The following is a 21,165-nucleotide window of genomic DNA, read 5'->3' on the forward strand; positions in this document are numbered from 1 at the left end:
TCAATCTCTTTCAGCAAAAGGTCACGGTGCTCAGACCCTGGTTGGTATCAGCAACCGGTGGTTCGACTATGTTGTCAAACAGTGCGGTTCTTCAGCTTAATGCCATGACCAACTCGACCTCGCCTTCGACAATCCTACCTGTCCGACTAAATCCAAACCGCTCATAGAGCGGCAGTGCACCCCCAGGTTCATCGACCACGCTTATGACCAGATTTGCACGACCCTTTTCCTGAGCAAGAGCCTTTGCAAAATCCAATGCAGAACGTCCAAAACCATTCCCCTGATAGGCTTGGTCAACCATGAGTCGCCAGATATACACCCTATCCGGGTCGTCACCTTCATCCAGATCCGCGTCGGGGTGCGACATGTCCACGACTGCTAGTAGTCCGACAGGAGTTTCATCTTCCCAAATGCCGTAAATCTCGGAGCCAGGTTCGAACAACGATTGGGCCATTGTCATGAGGTTCGGCGCAACGAATGTCGTTTGGTCGTCGCGTACGCTCAGCGCCGCGATGGGACGGAGTGTCTCCCGCGTCAAAAGTCGAAGTTCAGGCATATGAACATCCTATGCGAATAGGGCTGCTCTGTGAAGTTCGCCGGAGGGCGAAGATTGGTATAAAAGGCCCCCCGCACCGGGCGCAGCCGGTGCAGGGCCAGAACACTAGCGAGTAATGCTATATGCAGTCGCTCGCAACAATTCAGCTATAGTGTTCCCGTAAGTCGTCATTAGCACTTGCAACAATTGATTATGTTGGTTCAGTTCTTCAGCCGTAAGGCTAAGCGTGCCACTCTCCATCAGTTCTTGCATGTCGCGCAACTTTTGCAGGTCCGCGAATTCGCCTAGAAATTCAGACGTCCATTCTGCATTTGGTGAATGATCCAACGAGTCTGCCCATTCTTCAAATCCAACATCCAAATCATTGGAATCCAAGTTCAAACCCAAATCATTGGAATTATTCTCATAATCCTGCGATCCAGCTTCAATCACATATGAACTGTCCACGTCGAAAGTGACGTCACTAAAGTCAAACATTGCCGCACTCCATTAACTTAAAGAACTCGGGAAGTGTTATTAATGAAGTCGCGTTATGGTTTGAAAAAGCCAAAGTTAACTTTGCTTAATGTGCGTTAATCCATTGCATCGCCATGGTATGCTAGCCAGCCCGACAGGTCATGAAGCATTGAGCCGACGCGTGTTTAGACCAAAACTGCCGCCTATCAGAATCACACGCTTTAAGGTAAGCACATCGTATTGATTTAAGCTTTGAGGTGTTTCCATGACCACTGTACGCACCCCGACTGAATACCGTGCCGCCCTACGCGAAATTGAGTACCTGTGGGGATCAGAACCAGATACCGAGGAAGGCAAGCAACTCGTGGAGTATCTGGCAGCCGTTGAGCGATATGAACAACTAATCACGCCAGAGCCAGCGTTGCAGGGATAGCGCTCTTAGCGCCGGAGAGCGGCCTGTGTCGGGAACTGCGACCAATGACATTGAATGGCTACATCGCATTCTTAACTTTCGATTTGGCCCTTGCGTCCATCTGCGCTAGCGCCTTGCTCCGATTGAGCTTTGTTGGCAATCCAAGGCATCAATCGCTCTTGGCCTTACTGGAGCTAGTGCTTTTGGTATGGGCGTTTTATACGGCGTTTTCGTACCTTTTTCTGACACCGGTATCCGTGTGGTGGTTAGTATTGATTGCATTCGCAATCTACCATTTCAGCCTCTTCTTAGTTTCAACCGATATGACAACTGCAGTTGTGTTTTCGATCACGCAATTCATAGTGATTTCATTATTGTCATTTTTTTTGCTAGTTGCGGCTTCTGGAAACGGCATCTTTCTTTCGCTTGCAAGCTCTTTGGCTATATTCGGATTAACTATAGCGGCACAAAAAATATATCATGCCGCCTTCACGTTGTATGGACATGAAATATCGGACGATGCGATGGAAGAGATAGAAAGCATTGGAGAGCTACCAGGACGCGAGCCATCACCCCTTGAGAAGCTATTTATAAAAGCTCTGGCAACGGCATTAGTACTGATAGTGTCGCTGCAATTATTCGCGGCATGGTATTGAACTAAATCGGTTTAGACCTTCGCTTCCGTGCGGCCATCTTGCGACAGCCTTCTTTGCAATACCTGGCGTCCACCCGTTTCCATTCCGGCATGAGGTTGCCACAGTATGCGCAGTGCCAGCCCTTGGAATAGTTCTGCGCCAGCTTTTGGGCGCGCTGTGTGATCCGGTGCGCATTCTGCCACGGGTAGTGCGTGAAGCTGAGCCGCACATGGGGTGGGTTCAACTCTTCGATCCAGATTGTTGAATTATCGCGGTCGGTCATGCGTGTGTACCTTATCCGGGAACTGCCTTTGATATTGCTGGGTAATCGTATTTAACTCCATGGCGCGCGGGCGGGCGGGTATTGGTCCCGAAACTCCTGTCTTTAGGGCCTCGCAAAACTCAAACCTGCCACTGCCGTGCCTCCTGTATGGACGTTGTGTGCCGGGGTGATTAGATTGTTGCCATGAACCCAGCCGATCCCCCGTTAGCTCTGGAAGTGGCAGCAGGCATATTGATTGCCTACTGCGTGGTGTTCTGTGCCAAGAGTGCCGTTGCACATTGGCAGCGAGAGGAGGGAAACATGGCCGTTCTCATCGGCGCTGCTACTGTGCTGATTGGAGGGACGCTCATTCTTGGTGGCCTGGGAATAGTAATCCCATAGTAATGTCTTCTACGAACATACCAGCCGAAGCCCCCGGTATCGCACCAGTTGCAACAGGTCCGATTGGTTTCTGCCCTCTGACTTTCTGACCAATCTTGCCTGCCTGAAGCCAACCTGCGCCTTTCTCAGTACCCTTGGCTGCGGCACGGCCAGCAACAGCACCAGCAGGACCACCGGCCTTGTAACCAATAAGAATTAGCGCGCCTTCCCACATCTTCTTTGCCACTCGGGCGTTCTCGTACCCCGTGCCTGAGTGATTCACAGCACCCTTAGGCGGGACCATGCGGTTCAAGGCAGTTGATAACCGGATCATCTGGCCGCGTTCTTTCGGAGTGAACAACACGTTAGCCAGGGGCTTTGTCTGAGGGCTATTGAAGAAGGCGCGGATGTTCTCCGACACCTTTTGCGGACCCCATGGGATCGGCCCGGTTGCACCAGGAGTTTCTGTACCGGATTTCTGGGTTAACTGACGGAATGCCGCCTGTCGGACAAGATTCCACTCATCCGAGCTCTTTCCCAGTGTGTGCTTAAGCTTTGCCGCCAGCGGGGCGTTCATCTTGCCGCTTCCCAGTTTAGACGCACCGAACATCCAGCGCATGACCTGATCCGGGCTGGCATCTGCGTCAATCATGTCCTGCAGGAACCGCGAGCCAGCATCCTTGCCGCGATACTTTGCTGAATACTGTGCAAACAGCCTGCGGGCTTCCTTCAGATCCCCGAACCCAGCCTCGTCGCCGTCAAAGAGTTTGGCCGTAACTACATCATCAACCCAGGAGTCGTATTCGTTCTTGATGATGGACAGAGCGCGTTTGTCCTCGGGCTTGGCTCTGGACAGGGATTGGTTCAAATCCTTACGGAATGTCTCAATCAGTCGCAGCGATACACCGCCATCTCCCTCACCGCGTTTCTGCAGCCGTGACATGTAGGCACGGGCGTTTGAGTAGATATCACTGGTGAGGTCGATTTCTTCCGCCGCTACACGGCTCTGTACGCGCTGTACGACGCCCTTAGCCACGTTTCCAGGCACAGACACCCCGGCATCATCTGCGGCCTTGTACATCGCCTGTGCAGCGGCCTTCTCGGCTTCGCTCATGGTTTGAAGGCGCGAAGTGACGGCTTGTGCAGCGTCCAACTGGTCGGCGGGTATTCCGTCGCTCAATTCTTTAGCCACACCGTCAACGGCTCTGCGGGCTGATAGCTCTTGTCCGTCACCCAATCGTTGAGCTTTGGAGACGACAGCATCAGGGCCAACACCACGGCGGGCGCGTTCGAAGTCAGCAAAGTCGTTCACATCGCCAGTGACGTTGTGCTTGAAGGCTGGTATGCCGAATTCTTCCATTTCAGCCGCACGGGCAGCTAGGGTTGGATCAACGCCATCGTCAATGCCCTTGGAAAACTCACGGGCGAATGCATCGCTGATTTCGTCAGCGTCATAGCCAAGCTGTTTCAAAGCATCACGGCCAGCCGGGGAAATGCCACCTTCCTCGGTGTAGTAGCGGCGGTCCCGAAGTAATCGGGCGACAGGTGCGCCAATCTTTTTCGCTGCCCAGCCAGCAACTTTTGCAACCGGCACGGATGCAGCGCCACCGGCAGCACCTCCGATAAGGCCGAAGCCAGCACTACGCAGTCTCCCTTCGCCTTCACCTTCCCCAAGTCCGTATATTGCGCCGGTTCCGGCCCCTGCCTTCGCACCCTGCTTAACGGCCTGCCCAAAGCTGGTCGCTTTGCCCGAATTGCTGAGAATGGTTGCAGGCACAGCAAGCCCGCCCGCAACCTCTGAAGCGATAGACGTGACAGGATATTCGCTGCGATTGGCGTCAATCTTAGCCCGCTCGTTTTCCAGTGCGAAGTTTGCGGCGTCCTTACCGCGCACCATAGACCCAAGAGCAACGGCTTCATCTGACAGGCCCAGAGTTGTCCCATGCGGGGCCATACGCAGTGCTGCGCCGCCCTGAGAACCTGTCTGACGGTGATGTTCCGTCAGCAGGTCACGGGATGTCATTTGCCCCGTATCTGGGTTGTAAATCATACCCTCTGGCGGCGTGCCGTAGGTGCCGTCTGCATTGCGCTGAACGCCTTCCGATTCAGGCTTCGGACTGATGCCGAAAATCTCGCTGGCGTAATCCTTCAAGGGCGGCTTAACAGCGGTTTTCGTGGTTCCGAAAATCTCGGATGCGTAATCATATCCAGCCATTAGAAACCCACCTCTTTGCGAAGCTGCATGGATACCTGACGCTGCAAGACCTTTGGGTCAGAAATGCCGTTGGCCTTGAGTTGTTTCTCAATCTGCGCACCTCGGGCGTTTATCATCTTGTCCACGTCATCCAGTGAGCCCATCTCCCAAGGCTTGCCCTGACGGCCAGTTGCCAGCCAGAGATTGTACCGCGCTACGGCCCGCTGTTGCTGTAGAATGGATTGCTCAAGCTTGGCTTGGAATTCGGTAGGGCTATCGCCGTCGAAAACACCTGTTCCGACGCTGGGAAGCTGCTCAAGCAAACGCTCAGCTTCTTGCGGAGTCACCGCAGCACCCGAAAGCTCTTTCAAGCTGGTATTGAGGTTGTTGAAAGCCTCGGTTTTGAACTGGGCGAAGTTGGCGACAAGCTCCTGTTGTTCTGGCGTGGCGCTACCCATCTTGTCCATCAACTGGCCCCACTTCGCACCTATGCGCGTGGCCAGTTCTAGATATTCAGGTTTGAACAAGGCCTTGGTGTCATTCAGGCGTCCAAGCATTGCACCCGAATCCAGAATGCGGCCCTCAATCTCGTTGGTGGCCTTCGTGCCAAATCCTGGCCCCTGTTGACTGCCGCCGTAAGAGACAGTCGTGCCGTCTGGTGTGGTGACGTTGAAGCCTTGCCCGTGACCCTCTCCGACAACAGAAGGACCGCCCTCAGTGGACAGGTCGTATAGCTTGCCGCCCACAACGCGGAAGTTGTCAAAGTTCTGCTCTGGTGGTTTCAGGAATTCAGCAATAATCGCCTCAGCATCACCAAACTTAGCAACAACCTCTGGGAACTCTTGCAGGGATTGAAGGGGCGGATGTTCTGCGCGTTGCAGGATCTGGTTTACACCATTCAAGTCGCCCTGCTCGAAAAGGAAGGTGGCTTGAGCAACGCCCTGACGAAGGCCTGCAAGCTCACGCTCAACTTCAGCGGCCTCCATTTTCGCCATGCGCTCATGAAGGACCATTTCCATTTCACGCCTGTCATAGTCCATCTTTTGGGCGCGCTGCGTCTGAACTTGATGTTTGCCCTGAATATCCACGGCCAAACCCGGATCGTATTGGGCAACGGCTCCAAGCGCCTCAGGATCACCCGCAAGGATGTTCTGCCCCTGCGTCTGAAATACGCGGCTCAGTGCGTTACGTCTGTCGTATTCATCTGCTCTGGCTCGGGCTTGCTGTCCCTGCGCAAATGCATTGACGATATTAGGCTGTCGGCTCGCTAAAATAATCGAGTGGTCTAACCTGCTCATTGCATCACCTTTGGCATATGTTGGGTTGCTATTTCGTCCATGGCTTTGGCCGCAAGTTCATCACCGAATTGCTCAGCCGCCATTTTCACCAGACGAGCTTTCAGTTCGGGCGTCAGTGGTTTTGAGCGGTCGCTGTGCAGCCAACGATAGACCTCTCGTTCCTCGTTTGCCCTCTGTATGCTTGCGGCAAGTATCCCGCTGAGTTCTGGGCTTAGCATCGCCTTTTCCCGTCCGTTAATGTCAAGAAAAAAGTACTACAATTCATGGATCAAAACAAGAACTATACGGGAACATATAGGGGGTATGAGGTAATATAGCACCACCGTATCCCTGCGATATTATCGCTCATTCTCGGTGCTGGCGTTCCGTCATTGCGGAATATAAAAGACGCGGTGCATTTGGCGGGAAGCCAATCGGATTTATTGGTGAGCCGGTCCAATTCTGAGGAGAAAACCAATGGCCGACTATACCAGATGCCACCTATGCGATTGCCCGATACAAGATGACGCCCCTTGGTACGGACGGAATCAATGGGGCATTGCGATATGTCACTGTTGTACGAAATCCGGTACGACCGAGGGGCTTTCAAAAGGCCAAGAAGTCCGCTTCAACGAGTTCATGGAGCAACACGGTTTCGTTGTTCTGCTGAAACGCAATGAGCGTGGTTTTGCTATGCTTCCTGTCGAAGTCGTAGCAATCGTACCCGCGTCAAAACCTTAGGGTATTCTTAGGGTGAATTCCCCAACAGCGACAAAATTAACGCATGGTTTTGGTGACTAACTGCTTGGCATTGCTTTTTTCTTTGGGAATTGCGTAGCATTCACACGCGATGCTGCGCAAAAACCAATGCAGGATCGAAGTACTGGAGGCAGTTTTGACGGAGCGCGTTCAGACACGGTCAACGCTCAAAACAATCGAGGTTCCACGTGACCTCGTTGGTAAGCCTGCTGGCGTTTTTTTTCTGTTGAACGAGATTGAGCGCCGGAAATCGCAATCAAAAAGGGCGACAGATAGCGGGCGGTTCGAACTGAAGCCGTTCATGCTAGTAGATGAGTTTATCTTTAATCAGCGTGCTTGAAACATAGGTTCCATTTCAGGCCACATCTGACGTTTTTACCACTCGTTAACCAACCTTTGAGCATGGTCTAGGGATTGGTGCATGGAGTGGTAGCCATGAAGAAAACGGCGATACTGGACAATCTCAAAGAGGTCATAAGCCGCGATAGGAAGAGGTTCGGCAAGCTAGTTAAGCATGATGGGCGAGGTGGCTTTTCTGAGGAAGAATTGAAGGGATTGGATGAGCTGTACGCACGCAGCCCACCACCCGACGCCATAACTGAACCTGCACACCCGCCGTCATACGTTTACCGAGACCGACTTTCACGAAAGAATGCTGCTGGTGGTGGCCTGATTAAGGACGACGACGGCGCTAACCGGCCTCACTATTGGGGGCACCGAGAGCGACTGCGGCAACGCTTTCTCAAAGGCGGTCACGATCCAATGCCCGAATATGAGCTACTGGAACTGCTGTTGTTCAACGCAATCCCGAGGATCGACGTCAAACCTTTGTCAAAACGCCTGCTTGCAGAGTTCGGCGACCTAAACGGGGTTATTGCGGCATCAAAGCATCGTATTCTGAAGGTGGATGGGGCTAACGAATGGGTTTTCTATCACCTGCGCGTTGTCGAAGCCTTCGGGCACAGAATGGCGCAGGCACAGATAATGAAGCGGGATGTTGTGTCGTCGTGGGAAGACTTGGTGACCTACTGCCGAACCGCAATGGCGCATCGCGAGGTTGAACAATTCCGGGTTCTCTACATGGATCGCAAGAATGTTCTGATTGCTGATGAAGAACAGGCCAAGGGTACAGTTGACCACGTTCCGGTCTATCCGCGTGAGGTTGTGAAACGTGCCTTGGAACTGAACGCCAGTTCGCTCATCCTCGTCCACAACCATCCATCTGGCGACCCGACGCCCAGTAACTCCGATATTGTCATGACCGAACGAATTAAGGATGCCTGTGACACAATGGGCATTGTCATTCATGACCATGTTATCATTGGGAAGAAGGAAGAATATTCCTTTAGTGCTAATGGCTTGCTCATGCGCGATTAGCGGCGTAGCTGTATATCGCCGATTGCCATTGAAAGAATGCCAATGATTGAACTCATCTTAGTTTTGGCGCTTTGTGTTTTCATCGGAAGCTCGATTGGGAAAGTGCTTACCTGGTGGGTAAACAAGAAGTTGGATCAGCGAGCAGAACGTCGGTCTAATACTGCAAAGCAAGGAAAACCGTCTTGATACGCTTTATCTGCCTGATTGCCTTGCTAACCGGCTGCGCTTCAGACGGCATTGTGTCTTCCGATATTTATGTCCGAGATGCGGATACGATTGTTCTATTTGGAAAGAAAGGGACGCCTGTTCGCTTTGAAGGTGTCGATGCTCCCGAACTGGAAACCCAAGAGGGACAGGTCAGCAAGCAGTGGATGATAGACTACCTCCGGGGTCAAACCGTGCGATGCGACCTGACCGGCGAGATGAACGGAGACCGCCATATCGGCACATGCTTTGTCGACGGTGAAAACCTGAGTGCAACAGTTATCGCCGCGGGTCATGCATTGGATTGCCCAAAATACAGTGGTGGCCGCTACAAACACCTTGAAACCATAGAGGCCAAGTCACGGATCAAGAGGGCCAGTTATTGTTGAAAATCATGAGGAGTAGTTGAATGGGTGGCCTCTTAGTCGCCGTTGTGGCTGGATGCTTCGCCAAGAGTTGGCGGCAGGCCTTGGTCTATGGTGGATTGGCCGGGGCTTTGATAATCGGCGCAGTTCTGTTTTCAGGCGCTGGTGATACTTTCACCGCCGGTTCAGTGGTGGCGAGGATCGGGATATCAATGATCCTTTCTTTGCTAACTTATGCGATGGGAAAATACGCTAAGACGCCGACAAAACAGTAGAGAGCAGCGAAGCTACGAACACCATTCTGAATTTGTTTTAGCCATGAGTTTGAATGAGCCGCTGCCGCACAGGTCCGCCTCACCTTGCGCGAGCTCCAAGTCGAATGCCTCTATGAACGGTGCAATCAGTTGCTCGTCCAGCAGATAAAAAGCCGTCGCGTCCCGAGATCCGCGTGACAGCACACTATCCGCATTCCAGCCCCAACGTCCCCGACCGGCATGGGCATCTAGCCAATTGTGGATCTCATGAAGCCGATATCCGAACCCTTCTTCAGGAACCTGCACGCGCACCCTGATAGGGAAGTATTTTTCATCTGCTGCTTTCTTCGGGGATCTGCTGCGCGTGACCATTACGCCTCGATAACGTCGATTAACTCCGGCCCGTCATCATCGCGGCCAATCGGTGCGACCTTGTGATAACGCATACGTCCATCCCATTCCGTGCCCAAGTTCTGCGCTTCGTCGTGGTCAATCTTGCCTGACATCCACGGCACAACGTTCTCGTTCGTTAGAATTACCGGTGACCGTGCATGTATGTGTTCGATTTGATGCAACGCAGGGCGAGTGAGAATTGTGCAGGTGTTCAGACCAGACGAGAGGCCCGAGTAGAGGCCTGCGAAATACATGCAGGGGTCATTGGTATCTGTCTTGATAACCCAAGGCTGTTTGGCCCCCTTTGGGCCTGTCCATTCATAGTAGAAACTGGCCGGGATAATGCATCTGCTGCTCTTCCAGGCGACCCGGAATGAACCTAGCTTATGCGCTGTTTCAATCTTCGCGTTGAAAGTGGTTGGCTTCCACTGTTTCACGTCTTCCTTGAACCAGTGCGGTACAAGCCACCAGCGGGCCGTGGAGCTAATCAGTCGCTCTTCATGGATGAACGCCAAATCCAACATCTGAGTTGGCTTGACGTTCCAGCTCATTGACAGGTCTTTGGCGTTTGGATCGCGCTCAGTTGGGATAGGAACGCCGTTCACGATCCAGTTCTGCAGGGCATAGAGTTCCGCCCATGTCATTTCAGGTCTGCCGAGTCGTCCGCACATCGTTCGAGCATAGCGAAACTAGGGGAACGTTTGGGGAACTTTTTCAAGTGTGATATGTATCAGTATCAGACTGGAGGAACACTATGCCTAGCCCTTCTTCGCCCATCACCTCTTTTCGTGCAGGACTATCGGCACTTAGCTTATCCGAGCAAAAGGCGATATTCGATTGCCTGCCCGCAGCCATCCAATTCAGCCTGTGGCAAGACCGACTACTCGAAGGGGCTTCCGAATTATCGGATAGTTCGCAATGCAAATTGCTGCGAGAACTGAGTGATATCCTTTCACCCGAAAGCTATTACGACCAAGAAAGGAACCAGGCGGTAATCGCACAAATTGACAGTATGTCAGAGCTTGCAGAGAGAGTATTCCCGGATCACTCCGTTTTCCAGAAATACACACAAAGACTGGGCGATAATGCTTGCGACACCACAACCATTGAACAAGAAGAAGATGCATTGCCCACTTGTACTTGCTCGTCATCAAGATCCTGCACGTGGCGACACAACGATTGTGGTGCAATTCAAGAATGCCTCGCGGGCGGATGTAATCCTACTGTAAGAGGTTGCGGCATTCTCTGGCTGCAAGCTTGCGATGGATTGTGTACTGGCAACTGGTGCTAAGACTTCGAGGTCCACAGCACAGTAACAATGTGGTTCTCTGATGCATCAGCAATGCAAAACCTAACGCGCCAGGTAGCGACCGCTGAGCATGCCGACCCCCCCATTTATAGCGGGCTGAATATGGCGGGGATTTTGTGCTATACTGCGCAAACCTCCCGGTTCGGGAGTAGGGGAAGAACCCACCGTCTCACAAATGATTGAGAGTGAAGGTGGTGAGGGGCTGGATGAGGGGGTCTTAGCCAGCCCCTCTCGCTTGAGGGGGTATCCGGAGTGGTAGTGTTGTTCCGTTAAACCCAATCTACTCCGTTAGCGCCTTGTCCGAAATTGGGGGATTCCCGTAGACCCCTTATTTTCTTATCTCAGACACAATTCAAACACGCTGCACCGATAACAAGCAGGTGCGGCGCGTCGTGATGGGATTAGCGATTTCAATGAGGGGGTACGAGTTTGGCGCGTCGCACCTTAGAGTAATCTTAGGGCTCCGCATTATGGTTGGTCATTGGGCCTTAGATTATGGCCTAGTTTGCAGAAATCCCCCAAGATATTCCATCAGCTTCGCGCTCGCGGGCTTTTTGCGTTTTAGCCATTGGTTTGCTATCAAAATAGGATAGGTGGAGAAATTACGCTCACCAAGCCGCGAAATGGTACAAACAATTGTTCGGTAGAGGATTTCCAATGACAAAGCTAACGCTTTTGGCAACAGTGTTTTTTCTATCAACTGCCCTGACTGCGCAAGGGCAAATGTCGGTCAAAAACAACGGTGGCCCAGGGGGTAGCGCTCTACTTCTTCAATCGGCAATCCACTGCATGGATGAGCCGGATCTTGACTTCTTATTCAAACTTTTGGCTGAGAATTTTCGAGAAGGTGAAGATGCTGTCGAGTTTTTTAGCACTTATGCCGAAGTCGGTCGCGATTTCGCCACCATGGCAAACGAAGAAAAGTCGGTTTTCTGCGAGTTTTTCACCAAAGCCATGACGTTTGAGGAATAGAGTCGGTAAGAATCTTTTTTGGGAGGTTGTTCACGATGTGGATGCTGCTAATCGTTTTTTCTGTACACAATGACGGTGCGAGCCACGCACATTCAGTTCAGTTAGGCCCATACATTGACGAGGAATCTTGCGAGATAGCCGCAAGAGGAATTTCAGAACCGGTACGGAAAGTTGGTGAAAATAACGTTGACAGGTCGGCATTCTGCATTTCCGTACAAAATTGAGGAACGGCTGTGCTGGGAGGATCTGTCAGATTTCAAAACCTACCCATCCACTCCCCGCGATTGGACTCGAGCTGAGGGTAGGCCAGCCGCGAAGTAGGCTCACTATTAACGCTCATGTCCTACAAGCGTTTCCAACGCACGGGCAAGACGCACATGCTCGTTGATGTCTTTCCTCATCTCCTGAGCCTCTCTGGTGCGCATTCCATGCTTGTAGGCCGGATTGGCCTTGCCAGGACCGTGACCACCGCCTGCGCCATGCATCCGGCACACTGTCCAGCCCTTCACTGCCGGGTTTTTACAAGGCAGGCCTGTCCGTTTGGACTTAGCTGTGCAACGAGGCGCTGCGTGAGCCTTGTGCATGGGGTTGAAGGCATGTTTCATTTTTTGCCTCCCCCGGTCTGGACATTGCCGACAATAGCCTGACCGCCATCTTCAACATTCACATGTTGGACAGTCACCGTTTGCTTTCCGCCATTGCGATATTTGCGAAGCGCTTCCAACTGCGCCGCAAATGTTCGGGTCAACTTGTTGAAGCCCGTGTTATGAGTCTGGCATTGCTGAAGGTTGTCGCTTGTCGCGAGCCACCGCGCCGACCGGATTGTAGCGACATGGGTTGCTGCCATCTGAACCGCTAGCATTCGTTCAAAGGCGTCACGGGGCTCCACATCTCGCACAATGGACAGCATGAACCCACGCTCGTCATTGGCGTCACCGTTGTCTCCGGCTTCGTTCCTGTTAAGCACCTTTAGACAGTGTGAAAGAAGCGCTTCGGCCTGGATATTGTCATCTGTGCAGAAAATCTTTCGCAAGCTATCTTCGCGCGACATTACAACTTCGTGCCCCTCCGATGCCGACCCTTTCAATTTGACTTCTGTTTCTCGCGCATCTTCGCCTTTTGAAATCTCATTTCCCATGCCCGATTTCTTTCCGTATTCGAGGTTGTCATCACTGGTCATTTCGCCTGTTCCCACTGCTGAGTTTTCCCATTCCACAACCTGCCGTTCGGTCCGTGGCGTTCCCAGCCCGTCAGGTTCCGCCAATCGTCCAGGCTGACAACTTTACCCGTCCATGTGACAGGCCTGCCGCCGACGCCAACCTTGTCGGGCACTGGGCCGCGTTCTGGGGGCTGTCGCTGGACAGGGTGGGGTAATTCAGGTGGCTCAACCTGCGCCACCCGATTTTCTGCAATTTCACCGGTTGGGGCTGCTAAATCCGCTAAAGTCGCTAAATGGGGCCGGGTTTCAGCGTCCTGTTTAGCGGGATTAGCAGCTTTAGCAGGGGTATCCCTCTGATTTTGAATTTTAGCGGCTACAGCTCGAGCATCGAAAAAGAACGTCATAGGCTCAACCTCTCACTATTCCAAACGCTAGATTTCGGTTTGCACCATCAACCACAGTTCCGGCTTCGAGTTGATGCAGCCAACCGTGTTCCACCAGTACATTCAGCAGTTCTTTGGCCTTGCGTGTTTCGCGGAAAGAATTAGGGCCATACTGAACAACATCACCGGGTAGGATTGTTTGAGATGAACGACCCAAGGCATCTGCCCGCTCAGGCCAGCAATCCAATATCCACCGACGCAACTGTTCGGCTTGTTCTATCCGCTCAGTTATCGTTGCTGCCTCCGCCAGCCGCTTGGCTTCTCCCAGATAGAACTGCGCTAACCGAATGGCATCCGTCATGGCATCAAGCGACACCTCGGCGGCTTCATGATTGTGCCACAGCGTCAGGACACCGGCGATCCGCGCGGCTTGCTCTGCCGACTTGGACGCGAACGATTTGACGTGTTCGAAGTCACCGCCACGGCCCTGTGCAAGCTCAGTCGCGCTGTAATATTCAAACAGCAGGTCTTTTGCCCCACCTGACAGGTGTAACGCCCTTGGCTTGAGTTCTTGTGACTTATCCTCATCCAGCGGCTTTGGGTGCGTTAAAAGTTGGTTCAGGCGTCCTGCCATTGCTAATTTCGCTGATCCCGCTAAATCCGCGTCGGGCCGGTTCAACCGCGCACCGATGTTGCTGGGCGGTTCGGTTATCAGGAACCGGGCTAAGAACCCCTGACCAGATGCAATTGGATCTGATAGCAGCGGCCTTGCCGCGACCGGCTGAACCATCAGGTGCATTGCCAGCCTGCGCCCATAGAGGCTAACAGCGCCATCACCGGCACGAACCCTGTCAGGAGGTTCACCATCCCAAAGCTTTGATAACCCGGCGACGGTTTTCATGCGGTTGTCTGAGTTCATGGCATGGCCACCCAGAAACCCGCCGCCCTCGTCAGAAAACAGGCCCAGGCTGGGCTGCCCGACAAGGTAGAGCTTCACCAATCCCTCTATTGTTGGTTCTGACGCCGTAAGCTTCGGTGATAGTGGTTGAGCAGGTTCCGGCCCCATGGCCTTCAAATCCGCTTCGGCTGCTGCTGCCTTGTCTGGCTTTGATCCGCTGGCCTCTTTTAACAGCCTGTCGCGCTTGGCAGTCCAGAGCCTTTGGGCAAGTTGCCATTCGGCCATATCCTCTTTGTGTTGGGCCGTTTGGTCACGCTCGAATTCGCGCAAGCCATTCATGACCAGCTTATCGCATCCGCTCTTTCTCTCACCCGATTGTGCAACCGTCAGGCAATATAGAGAAGTTGGGGAATAACCAGCCAGAGTTTCAACATCTGCATGGGCCTGCACCGCCAGAGACGCCACTGACAGGGCCGATTGCGCGGCGATTGCCACTGGGGCCTGAGTTGCCTGTTGAACGGCCTTTACGGCCCCTGCGAGTGGCCCAAGGGCGCTAACTGGATAATCAGCACCACGGGGGATTTCCCGCAGCAATGGTAGGGGGCCTTCTGCCTTATACGGTATGGTTTGTGCTACGTTCATGTCACTGCTCCGTCTCTTAGGACGTCGTTCCAATCCTGCCCGTCTGGTGCGGGCATCATCGATACATTCCAGCCAAGGGCGTGTGCCCTAGATGCGAGGCTGTCGCCCGCTTCCCGTCCGGCTGGGTCTCCGTCTGTTGCGATAATCAACGCCTCCGGTTCATCCGGCAGGCGCAGTGCCTTCATTCCACTGGTGGATAGAGTGGCCCAAACCGTCGCAGGCTCGCTCAGAAGCCCTGACAGCAGCGACAGGCCTGTTTCTATGCCCTCACACACCACAAGCGGCCCCTGCGCCTCTGACAGCACCACAGCGCCGCCACAGCATGGCCCTAGCATCATCTTGGACGACTTGGTTAGCCGGTTGCCCTTCTTATCGAAGAACGTCCGGTGAATGCCGCCAGTTGTGACATCCGCCACCATTGCCATGGCCCACGACGTTGAAGGGCTGTGGAAGATATCAGGCGCAAATCGCAGTGAAGCAGGAAAGGGGCAAGTGATACCACGCCCCCTTAGATAAGCCTCAGCTTTGGTGCGCTCGATGGGCCGGGATGCATCCCAGATCCCGCGCGCCTGCTGTAGCTTGTTTTCCTCGTATTCCTTGCGTTTCTGATCCGCTTCACGCTGTGCCGCTGGGTCGATCCGCGCAGAACTGGCTGGGACGTTGGCAGCGTCTGCGATATCCTTGAAGCCGCAGCCGGACTTGAAACAGTAGAGCAATAACTTGCCCCCGGATTCAGACACGGAAAGCGCGTTTTGATCCTTGCGGCGTTCCTGCTGGCAGACAGGACAGGGTGCAGAGCCCCGTCCATTACGCCAGACACCGCCAAGCTTGTATGTCAGGTCCTGAGAGTTCATGACCGCACCCCAAGATCCACGCCAAACCAATGCACCGCCAGTATTGGGCAGTTCTGCAATACCCTGCGTGGTGGCACATTCTGATTGTCAGGATCACGCCGATTGCGTGCGACAAACCCAGGGTGAAGGGTGGGGAGATTGAGGGCGCTCATTGGCGCACCTCGTTTCCGGTGATCCGCGTCACCTTATCTTTGAGTACATACACACCGAAGCGTTCACGCCCGGTTTTCGGGTCGTTGCTGTACCATTCGGTCTCGATGTTGAGACCCTGTTCCTCACGCAACAACATGACGTAGTGCGACAACCGGCAGGGGCTGGCGCAGTACATGGGGTTGTCAATCAGCGCTTCGAAAATGCGCCGCTTGTTCTTGCTGACGTGAACGGTGCGCGGATCTGCGCCCTCACTCTCGACAAGAAATGCAGCGATTGTGGTTTCGGATTTCAGGCTGTGCCAGCCCGTTACCCAGAGTGTGCCCGGTGCTGGGCGTTCAGTCTTGAATTCTGTACCTGTAGTTACAGTCATTTGCTCTGACCTCGCTTGCGCGCGGGGAACGAACATTGTAGACTAAGGGCGTCGTAAGCCGTTACTGATATAACGAAATTGCCCGTGTCCAATGTTGAGCCCATTGGCGCGGGTTTTCATTATACGCTCTGGCATTCGCCCGTGATGAACGCATCAATCTGATACGTATCCAAGAACGTGGCGCGGCCAACTTTGTGCTTGGTGATTACACCGGCATTGGCGGCACGGTCGAATGTGGACCGACTCAGCGAATAACGCTGTATTGCATCCTTTAGGCGGATCAGGTTTCTAGGCTTTTCGGCAACTTCTGCCATTTGGATTGCTCCATATTGAGCAGAAGCCTCGGATAGAACTTGACACATTTCTGGCAGAGCACCCGAAGATGATACACGACCCAGCCGTTCGCTAGATGCGAAATATAACTGTTGCGTTTATCACGACAGGTTGCCATATAATGAGGCACACGAGAGGGAGAAACGAACTCAGCATCTTTGCTGAAAATGGCCTTGGCCCTATCTCCAATCGTATGCATTGTTATTCCGAAGCTCCTGCTTTGGGGTTGAAGCAGATGGGTCGCCAATATTGTGAGAAGTGGCGGCGACCCTCTGCGGTGAAGCCCTACGACGCATCGTGGCGTGTCAGGACCTGTCTACAACATACTGTGTGATTCTCCTTAGGGGAAGGGTGCGGCGCGCGGTTGTCCACAAAGAATTTCGTTGCTTGGGGATAATCGGACATTTCTATTGATTTGTTGATCCGTGGAATTGGATTATTTCTGCCTGTTTGCCAGTGACGTGCGCCGCCCAGCGTTCGGCCAGTAATAGACGCTCATCAAAGTAATCGGATCGCTGATAGGCGCGGGAAACGGCGGACCCGACCTTATGGCCAATCGCGGTTTCCTTGACTTCATAGTCTGTACTAGTTGCCTCGTCGGCCCATGTTCGGAAGCTTGACCGAAATCCGTGGGGGCGTGCGGCTAGCTCCAGCCGTTCCATATGCCGGGACATGCTAGCGTCACTGATTACACCTTTGCGGACGCCGGGGAACAGAAAACCATCGCGGGCGGTCTTTTCAGCCAGCTCAACAATTCGTATCGCTTCCGCCGATAAAGGCACCCGGAAATCGTCAGTCTTTCCGCGTGGCCCCTTCACCAGTTCTGCGGGCACTGTCCACACGAATCCGTCAATCTGGTCAGCCCGAGCAAAGCGGATCGGCTTCGACCGCAATCCGGTCAGGATCAGTAATTGCAGAGCGAGTTGAACCGTGCCGCCGCCCTCCAGGCTCTGATAGAACGCTGGAACGTCCCGCCAATCCATTGACGGGATATTCTCTGCCTTGTGGACCTGCTTACCCAGTAGTTCGCGCGCATCGTCTATCGCATGGCGGTCAATCTCGTATTTCTTAGCGCTGGCGTAGCTAAGGCAGGCTTTGAGGCGGGTTAGCGCCTTCCTGGCGACGTCAGTCTTGGTGTGCCATATCGGGCGCAGCGCGTCGGCTATGGCGGTGCCGGTGATATCTTCAACAGGCTTATCGCCTAGCGCTGGCAGGATGTGCGTTTTGATAGGGCTGTACCAACGGCCAGCCACACCATTGTCTTTCAACTGCGCCTGACGGGCCTTGAACGCCTCAGGGGCGATGTTCTTCAACAACCGCTTTTCTCTGGCCTTCGGATCGTTGGCAATCTGGTCGGCAGCGGCTTGCGCCTTTTCGCTGTTGCGCACCTCGATAGGGTTGCCGCCGTTCTTGGCTATGGCGCGGTACACGTCAGCCTGTTCGCGGGCCTGTGCCAAGGTCACGCCGGGATAACCGCCTAAACCCATTTCCTTGCGCTTGCCCGAGATAGTGAACCGAAACACCCATTGGTCACCAGACGCCAGCCGATACAGATACAGGCCACCACCATCACTATGCTTGCCCGGTCCGGCAGTACGGACCTTTGCGGCGCTCAGCTTGTAGAGGGCTCCTGCCATGCGTTCCTCGGGGGATAGAGTTTCGTATCCCCCATTTTATCCCCTGTTTTTCATGCGGTATCAAGACGCATTATGAGGCATACAGACGAATAGAGAGATTAATGCCTTTGTTTATATTGGGATAAATTCTTCATCTTGACGCATTGAGGGGCATTGAGATTACGTTGTTCAGTGCCGTGTGGGGGCACCATCTCTTCAGATATCTATGTATATTTGCTCGATCTGGCTCGCGACCTATGTGGTCATGGGGGCAAATATAGGGGAACAGAAGATTCAGTAGTCGCGCTTTATTGTGCGTCAAATCTTACTGTGATGCTCCGCGCTCATCGCCCGTTTTCTACAATTAAAACACGGCCGTCCAATGTCGGGGTTTACCAGGAACCCGGCACCCGCAACCATCGGAAACCAGCAAATATCGCTTTAAGCGCTCGACCCTTAGTCTTCTTTATTAAGTTTTGATTAATCTCGAATCAAACAGACGCTGATCTCTTGTACGCTAGACGCGCCAGAGCCACTTACTCAGATAACTATTTGGTATTTGAGAGGCAATCGAGATGAACAAAGCACTGACAACCTGTGCGCTTGCGACCTCACTGCTCTTGGCTGCTTGCGGGGCTCCGACGACGCCAACTCAGGCGCAGGTACAGCAAGACGCTCGCTGCGCTGCGGGAATCCTTGGTGGCGCTGCCCTTGGGGGAGTGGTTGGAAATCGGTTCGGAGGCGGTACAGGCAAGACACTCGCGACTGCAGCAGGTGCAGGCGCTGGGATGTATGCAGGGCAATCAGCTTGCAATTGACAACCTTGCAATAAACCCTCTTACTCCACGCTCGTTTTTGGCTCCGCAAATATTGGTTTCGCAGGTCATGCAGTTGCCCTGTCTGGCGGTTGCGCGCCTAGCTTTCTGGATGTGCCAAATTCAAGGTCAACTGGCTCAGCAGCAATCCCCTTACTGCGTCGTTTCTCGCCGATGGGGTTCGCGGGTCGGAACTGACAAAGCATAACCGTTATGGGGCAGGGTATAAGGGCCTTGCCCCTTCACGCGGTATCCTTCGATTGATTGTTATCCAATCACGGCTCGGCTGGGCGTGCTTGCTCGGGGCGCACTTCGTCATCCGCCACTTCGTCCGAAGGTTTCAAAGACAAGGGCGGGTCTTCGGGCTCTTCCGAGATTGGGGCAGGGGCGGCAGGAGTTTTGGCCAAAACCTCTTCGGGTCCCGGGACTGCGCGCGCGGTTGGGGCGGTGTCCTCTTCGACGGGTTCGGACTGCTCAGGTTTTTCCAACGCCAGAGCCCGGCGGAAAACCAACACGTTGCGCCAGTTGGTGGTTGACCCGGTCAGCCCCGAACGTTCTTCGCTGGGCAGCAATTCGGCGCGCTGATACTCCCAGCCATCCTGTCCCATCTGGTTCAGCAGTTGCTCGATCGAGGTGGCAAACCGGCCCTCGGGCGTTTTCACGCCCTTCGCCTTGGTGCCCTTTTGCGGAGCGGGGACAACTTTGTATTCGTAGCGCTGCATCAACTGGTCCTGATTGCCGTGTCGGGGCAAATTAACATTTTGACGGGCGGGCGAAAGCCAAGATCGCGCATTGGCGAATTTCGGCCCGCACTGTGGCCTTAGCTCCGCGCTGCTTTGCCTACGAGTGACAAGCAGGTTTCTGTCGCGACCGCCATGTCCTGCACCGAAATCCATTCCAACGGGCCGTGTATGCATTGCATTCCCGTGAAGATATTGGGCGTAGGTGTGCCAAACTCGGTCAGGCGCGAGCCGTCGGTGCCACCCCGGATCGGCACCGAAACGGGCTCGATCCCTTGTTCACGGCAGGCTTCACGCGCCAGATCGACGGGCGTCATGTCTTTTTCCAGCCAATAGCGCATATTGCGATACTGATGGGAGATGTCGCAGGTGATGGTCGCACGCGGCTCGGTGGCCTGTACGGCGGCGCAGACTTGTCGGACGATCTCGCGCTGGGCTTCCAGCGCATCCATCTCGAAATCGCGCAGGATCAGTTTTATCTCCATCTCGGACGAGCCGCCGTTCATATCGGTGACATGGATGAACCCCTGGCGCCCATCCGTCACCTCGGGCGTCATCGTTGCCTGAGGTAGGGTCTGCACAATCTTTGCAGCCAGATGCGCCGCGTTTACCATTTTGTCTTTGGCCAGTCCCGGGTGGATCGACACGCCGGTGATCTTAATCACCGCTCGGTCGGCCGAGAAGCTTTCGTATTCGATCTCACCCAGTTCCTGCCCGTCCAGCGTATAGGCGAAATCCGCGCCCAGATCTTTGGGCAGCTGTTCGGTAACACCGCGCCCGATCTCTTCATCCGGGGTAAAGGCGATGCGAATCGGACCATGGTGCATGTCCTTGTTCTCAAGCAGGTGTCGCGCCATCGTCATCAGGATCGAAACGCCCGCCTTGTCATCAGCCCCCAGAAGCGTGGTGCCTGAGGCGGTGATCAGGTCATGCCCGATCTTCTCGGCCAGATAGGGGTGTTCTTCGGGCGAAAGCACCAGATCGGGGTCATCGGGGAATGTAATCTCGCCCCCATTATACCCCTTGATCACCCGAGGCTTGACCCCGGTTGCGTTGAACTGAGGCGCGGTGTCGACATGCGCCAGAAACCCGATGGTCGGTCCTTCGGCCGTACCGGGGATGGTTGCCACCACGACGCTGTCACCAGTCATCTCAACATCCTGCGCACCGATTTCGGTAAGCTCTTGCTTCAGCAGGTTCAGCATGTCGAACTGGATTTCGGTGCTGGGGGTCGATGGCGAGGTCTCATCGCTCTGGCTGTCGATGGCGGCATAGCGCACCAGCCGGGTTTCCAGTTCCTGATCGAAACGATTTTTCATTGATGCTCACCTCTCTGACTTGGCGAGATGAGAATGCGCATTCGGGCAGGGAGTCAAGCCGATGGCTTGCCCGATTT

27 protein-coding genes are annotated in these 21,165 nt (G+C 54.0%); 9 read left to right on the forward strand and 18 right to left on the reverse strand.

The window, feature by feature from the left end; genetic code table 11:
• Positions 1-91: 91 nt before the first annotated feature.
• Together I5192_RS03140 and I5192_RS03145 are read right to left on the reverse strand one after the other, a co-directional pair.
• Positions 92-556, reverse strand: coding sequence for an N-acetyltransferase (locus tag I5192_RS03140; RefSeq protein ID WP_223117732.1), 465 nt, complete (start codon positions 554-556; stop codon positions 92-94).
• A 105-nt stretch (positions 557-661) separates the two neighbouring features.
• Complete coding sequence (locus I5192_RS03145; RefSeq protein WP_223117733.1) at positions 662-1,033, reverse strand: hypothetical protein; 372 nt, start codon at positions 1,031-1,033, stop codon at positions 662-664.
• Positions 1,034-1,277: 244 nt separating this feature from the next.
• On the opposite strand from I5192_RS03145, the gene I5192_RS03150 reads away from it, so the two are divergent.
• Together I5192_RS03150 and I5192_RS03155 are read left to right on the forward strand one after the other, a co-directional pair.
• Positions 1,278-1,445 (forward strand): hypothetical protein, encoded by a 168-nt coding sequence (locus I5192_RS03150; protein ID WP_223117734.1) that lies wholly within the window; start codon positions 1,278-1,280, stop codon positions 1,443-1,445.
• 44 nt (positions 1,446-1,489) lie between these two features.
• On the forward strand, positions 1,490-2,080 hold the full coding sequence (locus I5192_RS03155; protein WP_223117735.1) for a hypothetical protein: 591 nt from the start codon (positions 1,490-1,492) through the stop codon (positions 2,078-2,080).
• Position 2,081: 1 nt separating this feature from the next.
• Here I5192_RS03155 and I5192_RS03160 read toward each other — a convergent pair whose 3' ends face one another.
• From I5192_RS03160 to I5192_RS03175, 4 genes are all read right to left on the reverse strand, one after another.
• Positions 2,082-2,342, reverse strand: coding sequence for a hypothetical protein (locus tag I5192_RS03160; protein ID WP_223117736.1), 261 nt, complete (start codon positions 2,340-2,342; stop codon positions 2,082-2,084).
• Between the two features lie 346 nt (positions 2,343-2,688).
• Positions 2,689-4,917 (reverse strand): hypothetical protein, encoded by a 2,229-nt coding sequence (locus I5192_RS03165; protein ID WP_223117737.1) that lies wholly within the window; start codon positions 4,915-4,917, stop codon positions 2,689-2,691.
• A complete protein-coding gene (locus I5192_RS03170; RefSeq protein ID WP_223117738.1) occupies positions 4,917-6,194 on the reverse strand; it encodes a hypothetical protein in 1,278 nt (425 codons plus the stop codon). The genes I5192_RS03165 and I5192_RS03170 overlap by 1 nt, the downstream gene beginning before the upstream one ends.
• Positions 6,191-6,412, reverse strand: a complete 222-nt coding sequence (locus tag I5192_RS03175) for a hypothetical protein (protein WP_223117739.1) — start codon at positions 6,410-6,412, stop codon at positions 6,191-6,193. The genes I5192_RS03170 and I5192_RS03175 overlap by 4 nt, the downstream gene beginning before the upstream one ends.
• Positions 6,413-7,023: 611 nt before the next feature.
• Here I5192_RS03175 and I5192_RS03180 point away from each other — a divergent pair.
• From I5192_RS03180 to I5192_RS03195, 4 genes are all read left to right on the forward strand, one after another.
• Positions 7,024-7,272 (forward strand): hypothetical protein, encoded by a 249-nt coding sequence (locus I5192_RS03180; protein ID WP_170733188.1) that lies wholly within the window; start codon positions 7,024-7,026, stop codon positions 7,270-7,272.
• A 95-nt stretch (positions 7,273-7,367) separates the two neighbouring features.
• Positions 7,368-8,309, forward strand: coding sequence for a DNA repair protein RadC (radC, locus tag I5192_RS03185; RefSeq protein ID WP_223117740.1), 942 nt, complete (start codon positions 7,368-7,370; stop codon positions 8,307-8,309).
• A 182-nt stretch (positions 8,310-8,491) separates the two neighbouring features.
• Positions 8,492-8,902 (forward strand): thermonuclease family protein, encoded by a 411-nt coding sequence (locus I5192_RS03190; RefSeq protein ID WP_223117741.1) that lies wholly within the window; start codon positions 8,492-8,494, stop codon positions 8,900-8,902.
• 20 nt (positions 8,903-8,922) lie between these two features.
• On the forward strand, positions 8,923-9,153 hold the full coding sequence (locus tag I5192_RS03195) for a hypothetical protein (protein ID WP_170398051.1): 231 nt from the start codon (positions 8,923-8,925) through the stop codon (positions 9,151-9,153).
• Positions 9,154-9,165: 12 nt separating this feature from the next.
• Here the strand turns inward: I5192_RS03195 and I5192_RS03200 are convergent, their stop codons facing one another.
• The gene (locus tag I5192_RS03200; RefSeq protein ID WP_223117742.1) at positions 9,166-9,504 is read right to left on the reverse strand and encodes a hypothetical protein; all 339 of its coding nucleotides are present in this window, start codon (positions 9,502-9,504) and stop codon (positions 9,166-9,168) included.
• A complete protein-coding gene (locus I5192_RS03205) occupies positions 9,504-10,196 on the reverse strand; it encodes an SOS response-associated peptidase (RefSeq protein ID WP_223117743.1) in 693 nt (230 codons plus the stop codon). The genes I5192_RS03200 and I5192_RS03205 overlap by 1 nt, the downstream gene beginning before the upstream one ends.
• An 83-nt stretch (positions 10,197-10,279) precedes the next feature.
• On the opposite strand from I5192_RS03205, the gene I5192_RS22745 reads away from it, so the two are divergent.
• Both I5192_RS22745 and I5192_RS03215 read left to right on the forward strand, forming a co-directional pair.
• The gene (locus tag I5192_RS22745) at positions 10,280-10,816 is read left to right on the forward strand and encodes a bacteriocin fulvocin C-related protein (RefSeq protein ID WP_223117744.1); all 537 of its coding nucleotides are present in this window, start codon (positions 10,280-10,282) and stop codon (positions 10,814-10,816) included.
• Between the two features lie 675 nt (positions 10,817-11,491).
• Positions 11,492-11,806 (forward strand): hypothetical protein, encoded by a 315-nt coding sequence (locus I5192_RS03215; RefSeq protein ID WP_223117745.1) that lies wholly within the window; start codon positions 11,492-11,494, stop codon positions 11,804-11,806.
• Positions 11,807-12,135: 329 nt separating this feature from the next.
• On the opposite strand, the gene I5192_RS03220 is transcribed toward I5192_RS03215, so the two are convergent.
• The 8 genes from I5192_RS03220 to I5192_RS03255 form a co-directional block, all read right to left on the reverse strand.
• Positions 12,136-12,315, reverse strand: a complete 180-nt coding sequence (locus I5192_RS03220) for a hypothetical protein (RefSeq protein ID WP_223117746.1) — start codon at positions 12,313-12,315, stop codon at positions 12,136-12,138.
• A gap of 92 nt (positions 12,316-12,407) precedes the next feature.
• A complete protein-coding gene (locus tag I5192_RS03225) occupies positions 12,408-12,986 on the reverse strand; it encodes a hypothetical protein (protein WP_223117747.1) in 579 nt (192 codons plus the stop codon).
• Complete coding sequence (locus I5192_RS03230) at positions 12,983-13,369, reverse strand: hypothetical protein (protein WP_223117748.1); 387 nt, start codon at positions 13,367-13,369, stop codon at positions 12,983-12,985. Before I5192_RS03230 ends, I5192_RS03225 begins: the two co-directional genes overlap by 4 nt.
• Before the next feature lie 4 nt (positions 13,370-13,373).
• Positions 13,374-14,888 carry a YfjI family protein gene (locus I5192_RS03235; RefSeq protein ID WP_223117749.1) on the reverse strand — a complete coding sequence of 505 codons (1,515 nt, stop codon included), beginning with the start codon at positions 14,886-14,888 and terminating at the stop codon, positions 13,374-13,376.
• Positions 14,885-15,742: a toprim domain-containing protein gene (locus tag I5192_RS03240; RefSeq protein ID WP_223117750.1), complete on the reverse strand. Its 858-nt coding sequence runs from the start codon at positions 15,740-15,742 to the stop codon at positions 14,885-14,887. Before I5192_RS03240 ends, I5192_RS03235 begins: the two co-directional genes overlap by 4 nt.
• Before the next feature lie 148 nt (positions 15,743-15,890).
• Positions 15,891-16,265 (reverse strand): hypothetical protein, encoded by a 375-nt coding sequence (locus I5192_RS03245; RefSeq protein ID WP_223117751.1) that lies wholly within the window; start codon positions 16,263-16,265, stop codon positions 15,891-15,893.
• 119 nt (positions 16,266-16,384) lie between these two features.
• On the reverse strand, positions 16,385-16,579 hold the full coding sequence (locus I5192_RS03250) for a hypothetical protein (RefSeq protein ID WP_223117752.1): 195 nt from the start codon (positions 16,577-16,579) through the stop codon (positions 16,385-16,387).
• A 426-nt stretch (positions 16,580-17,005) separates the two neighbouring features.
• Complete coding sequence (locus I5192_RS03255) at positions 17,006-18,235, reverse strand: site-specific integrase (protein ID WP_223117753.1); 1,230 nt, start codon at positions 18,233-18,235, stop codon at positions 17,006-17,008.
• Between the two features lie 554 nt (positions 18,236-18,789).
• On the opposite strand from I5192_RS03255, the gene I5192_RS22700 reads away from it, so the two are divergent.
• The gene (locus tag I5192_RS22700; protein WP_170397150.1) at positions 18,790-19,032 is read left to right on the forward strand and encodes a glycine zipper 2TM domain-containing protein; all 243 of its coding nucleotides are present in this window, start codon (positions 18,790-18,792) and stop codon (positions 19,030-19,032) included.
• 272 nt (positions 19,033-19,304) lie between these two features.
• Here the strand turns inward: I5192_RS22700 and I5192_RS03265 are convergent, their stop codons facing one another.
• A complete protein-coding gene (locus I5192_RS03265; protein ID WP_170424178.1) occupies positions 19,305-19,751 on the reverse strand; it encodes a DUF4177 domain-containing protein in 447 nt (148 codons plus the stop codon).
• Between the two features lie 98 nt (positions 19,752-19,849).
• Positions 19,850-21,088, reverse strand: a complete 1,239-nt coding sequence (gene pepT, locus I5192_RS03270) for a peptidase T (protein WP_223117754.1) — start codon at positions 21,086-21,088, stop codon at positions 19,850-19,852.
• Positions 21,089-21,165 lie beyond the last annotated feature (77 nt).

Source organism: Ruegeria sp. SCSIO 43209 (assembly GCF_019904295.1).
In the GTDB taxonomy this organism is placed as follows: domain Bacteria; phylum Pseudomonadota; class Alphaproteobacteria; order Rhodobacterales; family Rhodobacteraceae; genus Ruegeria.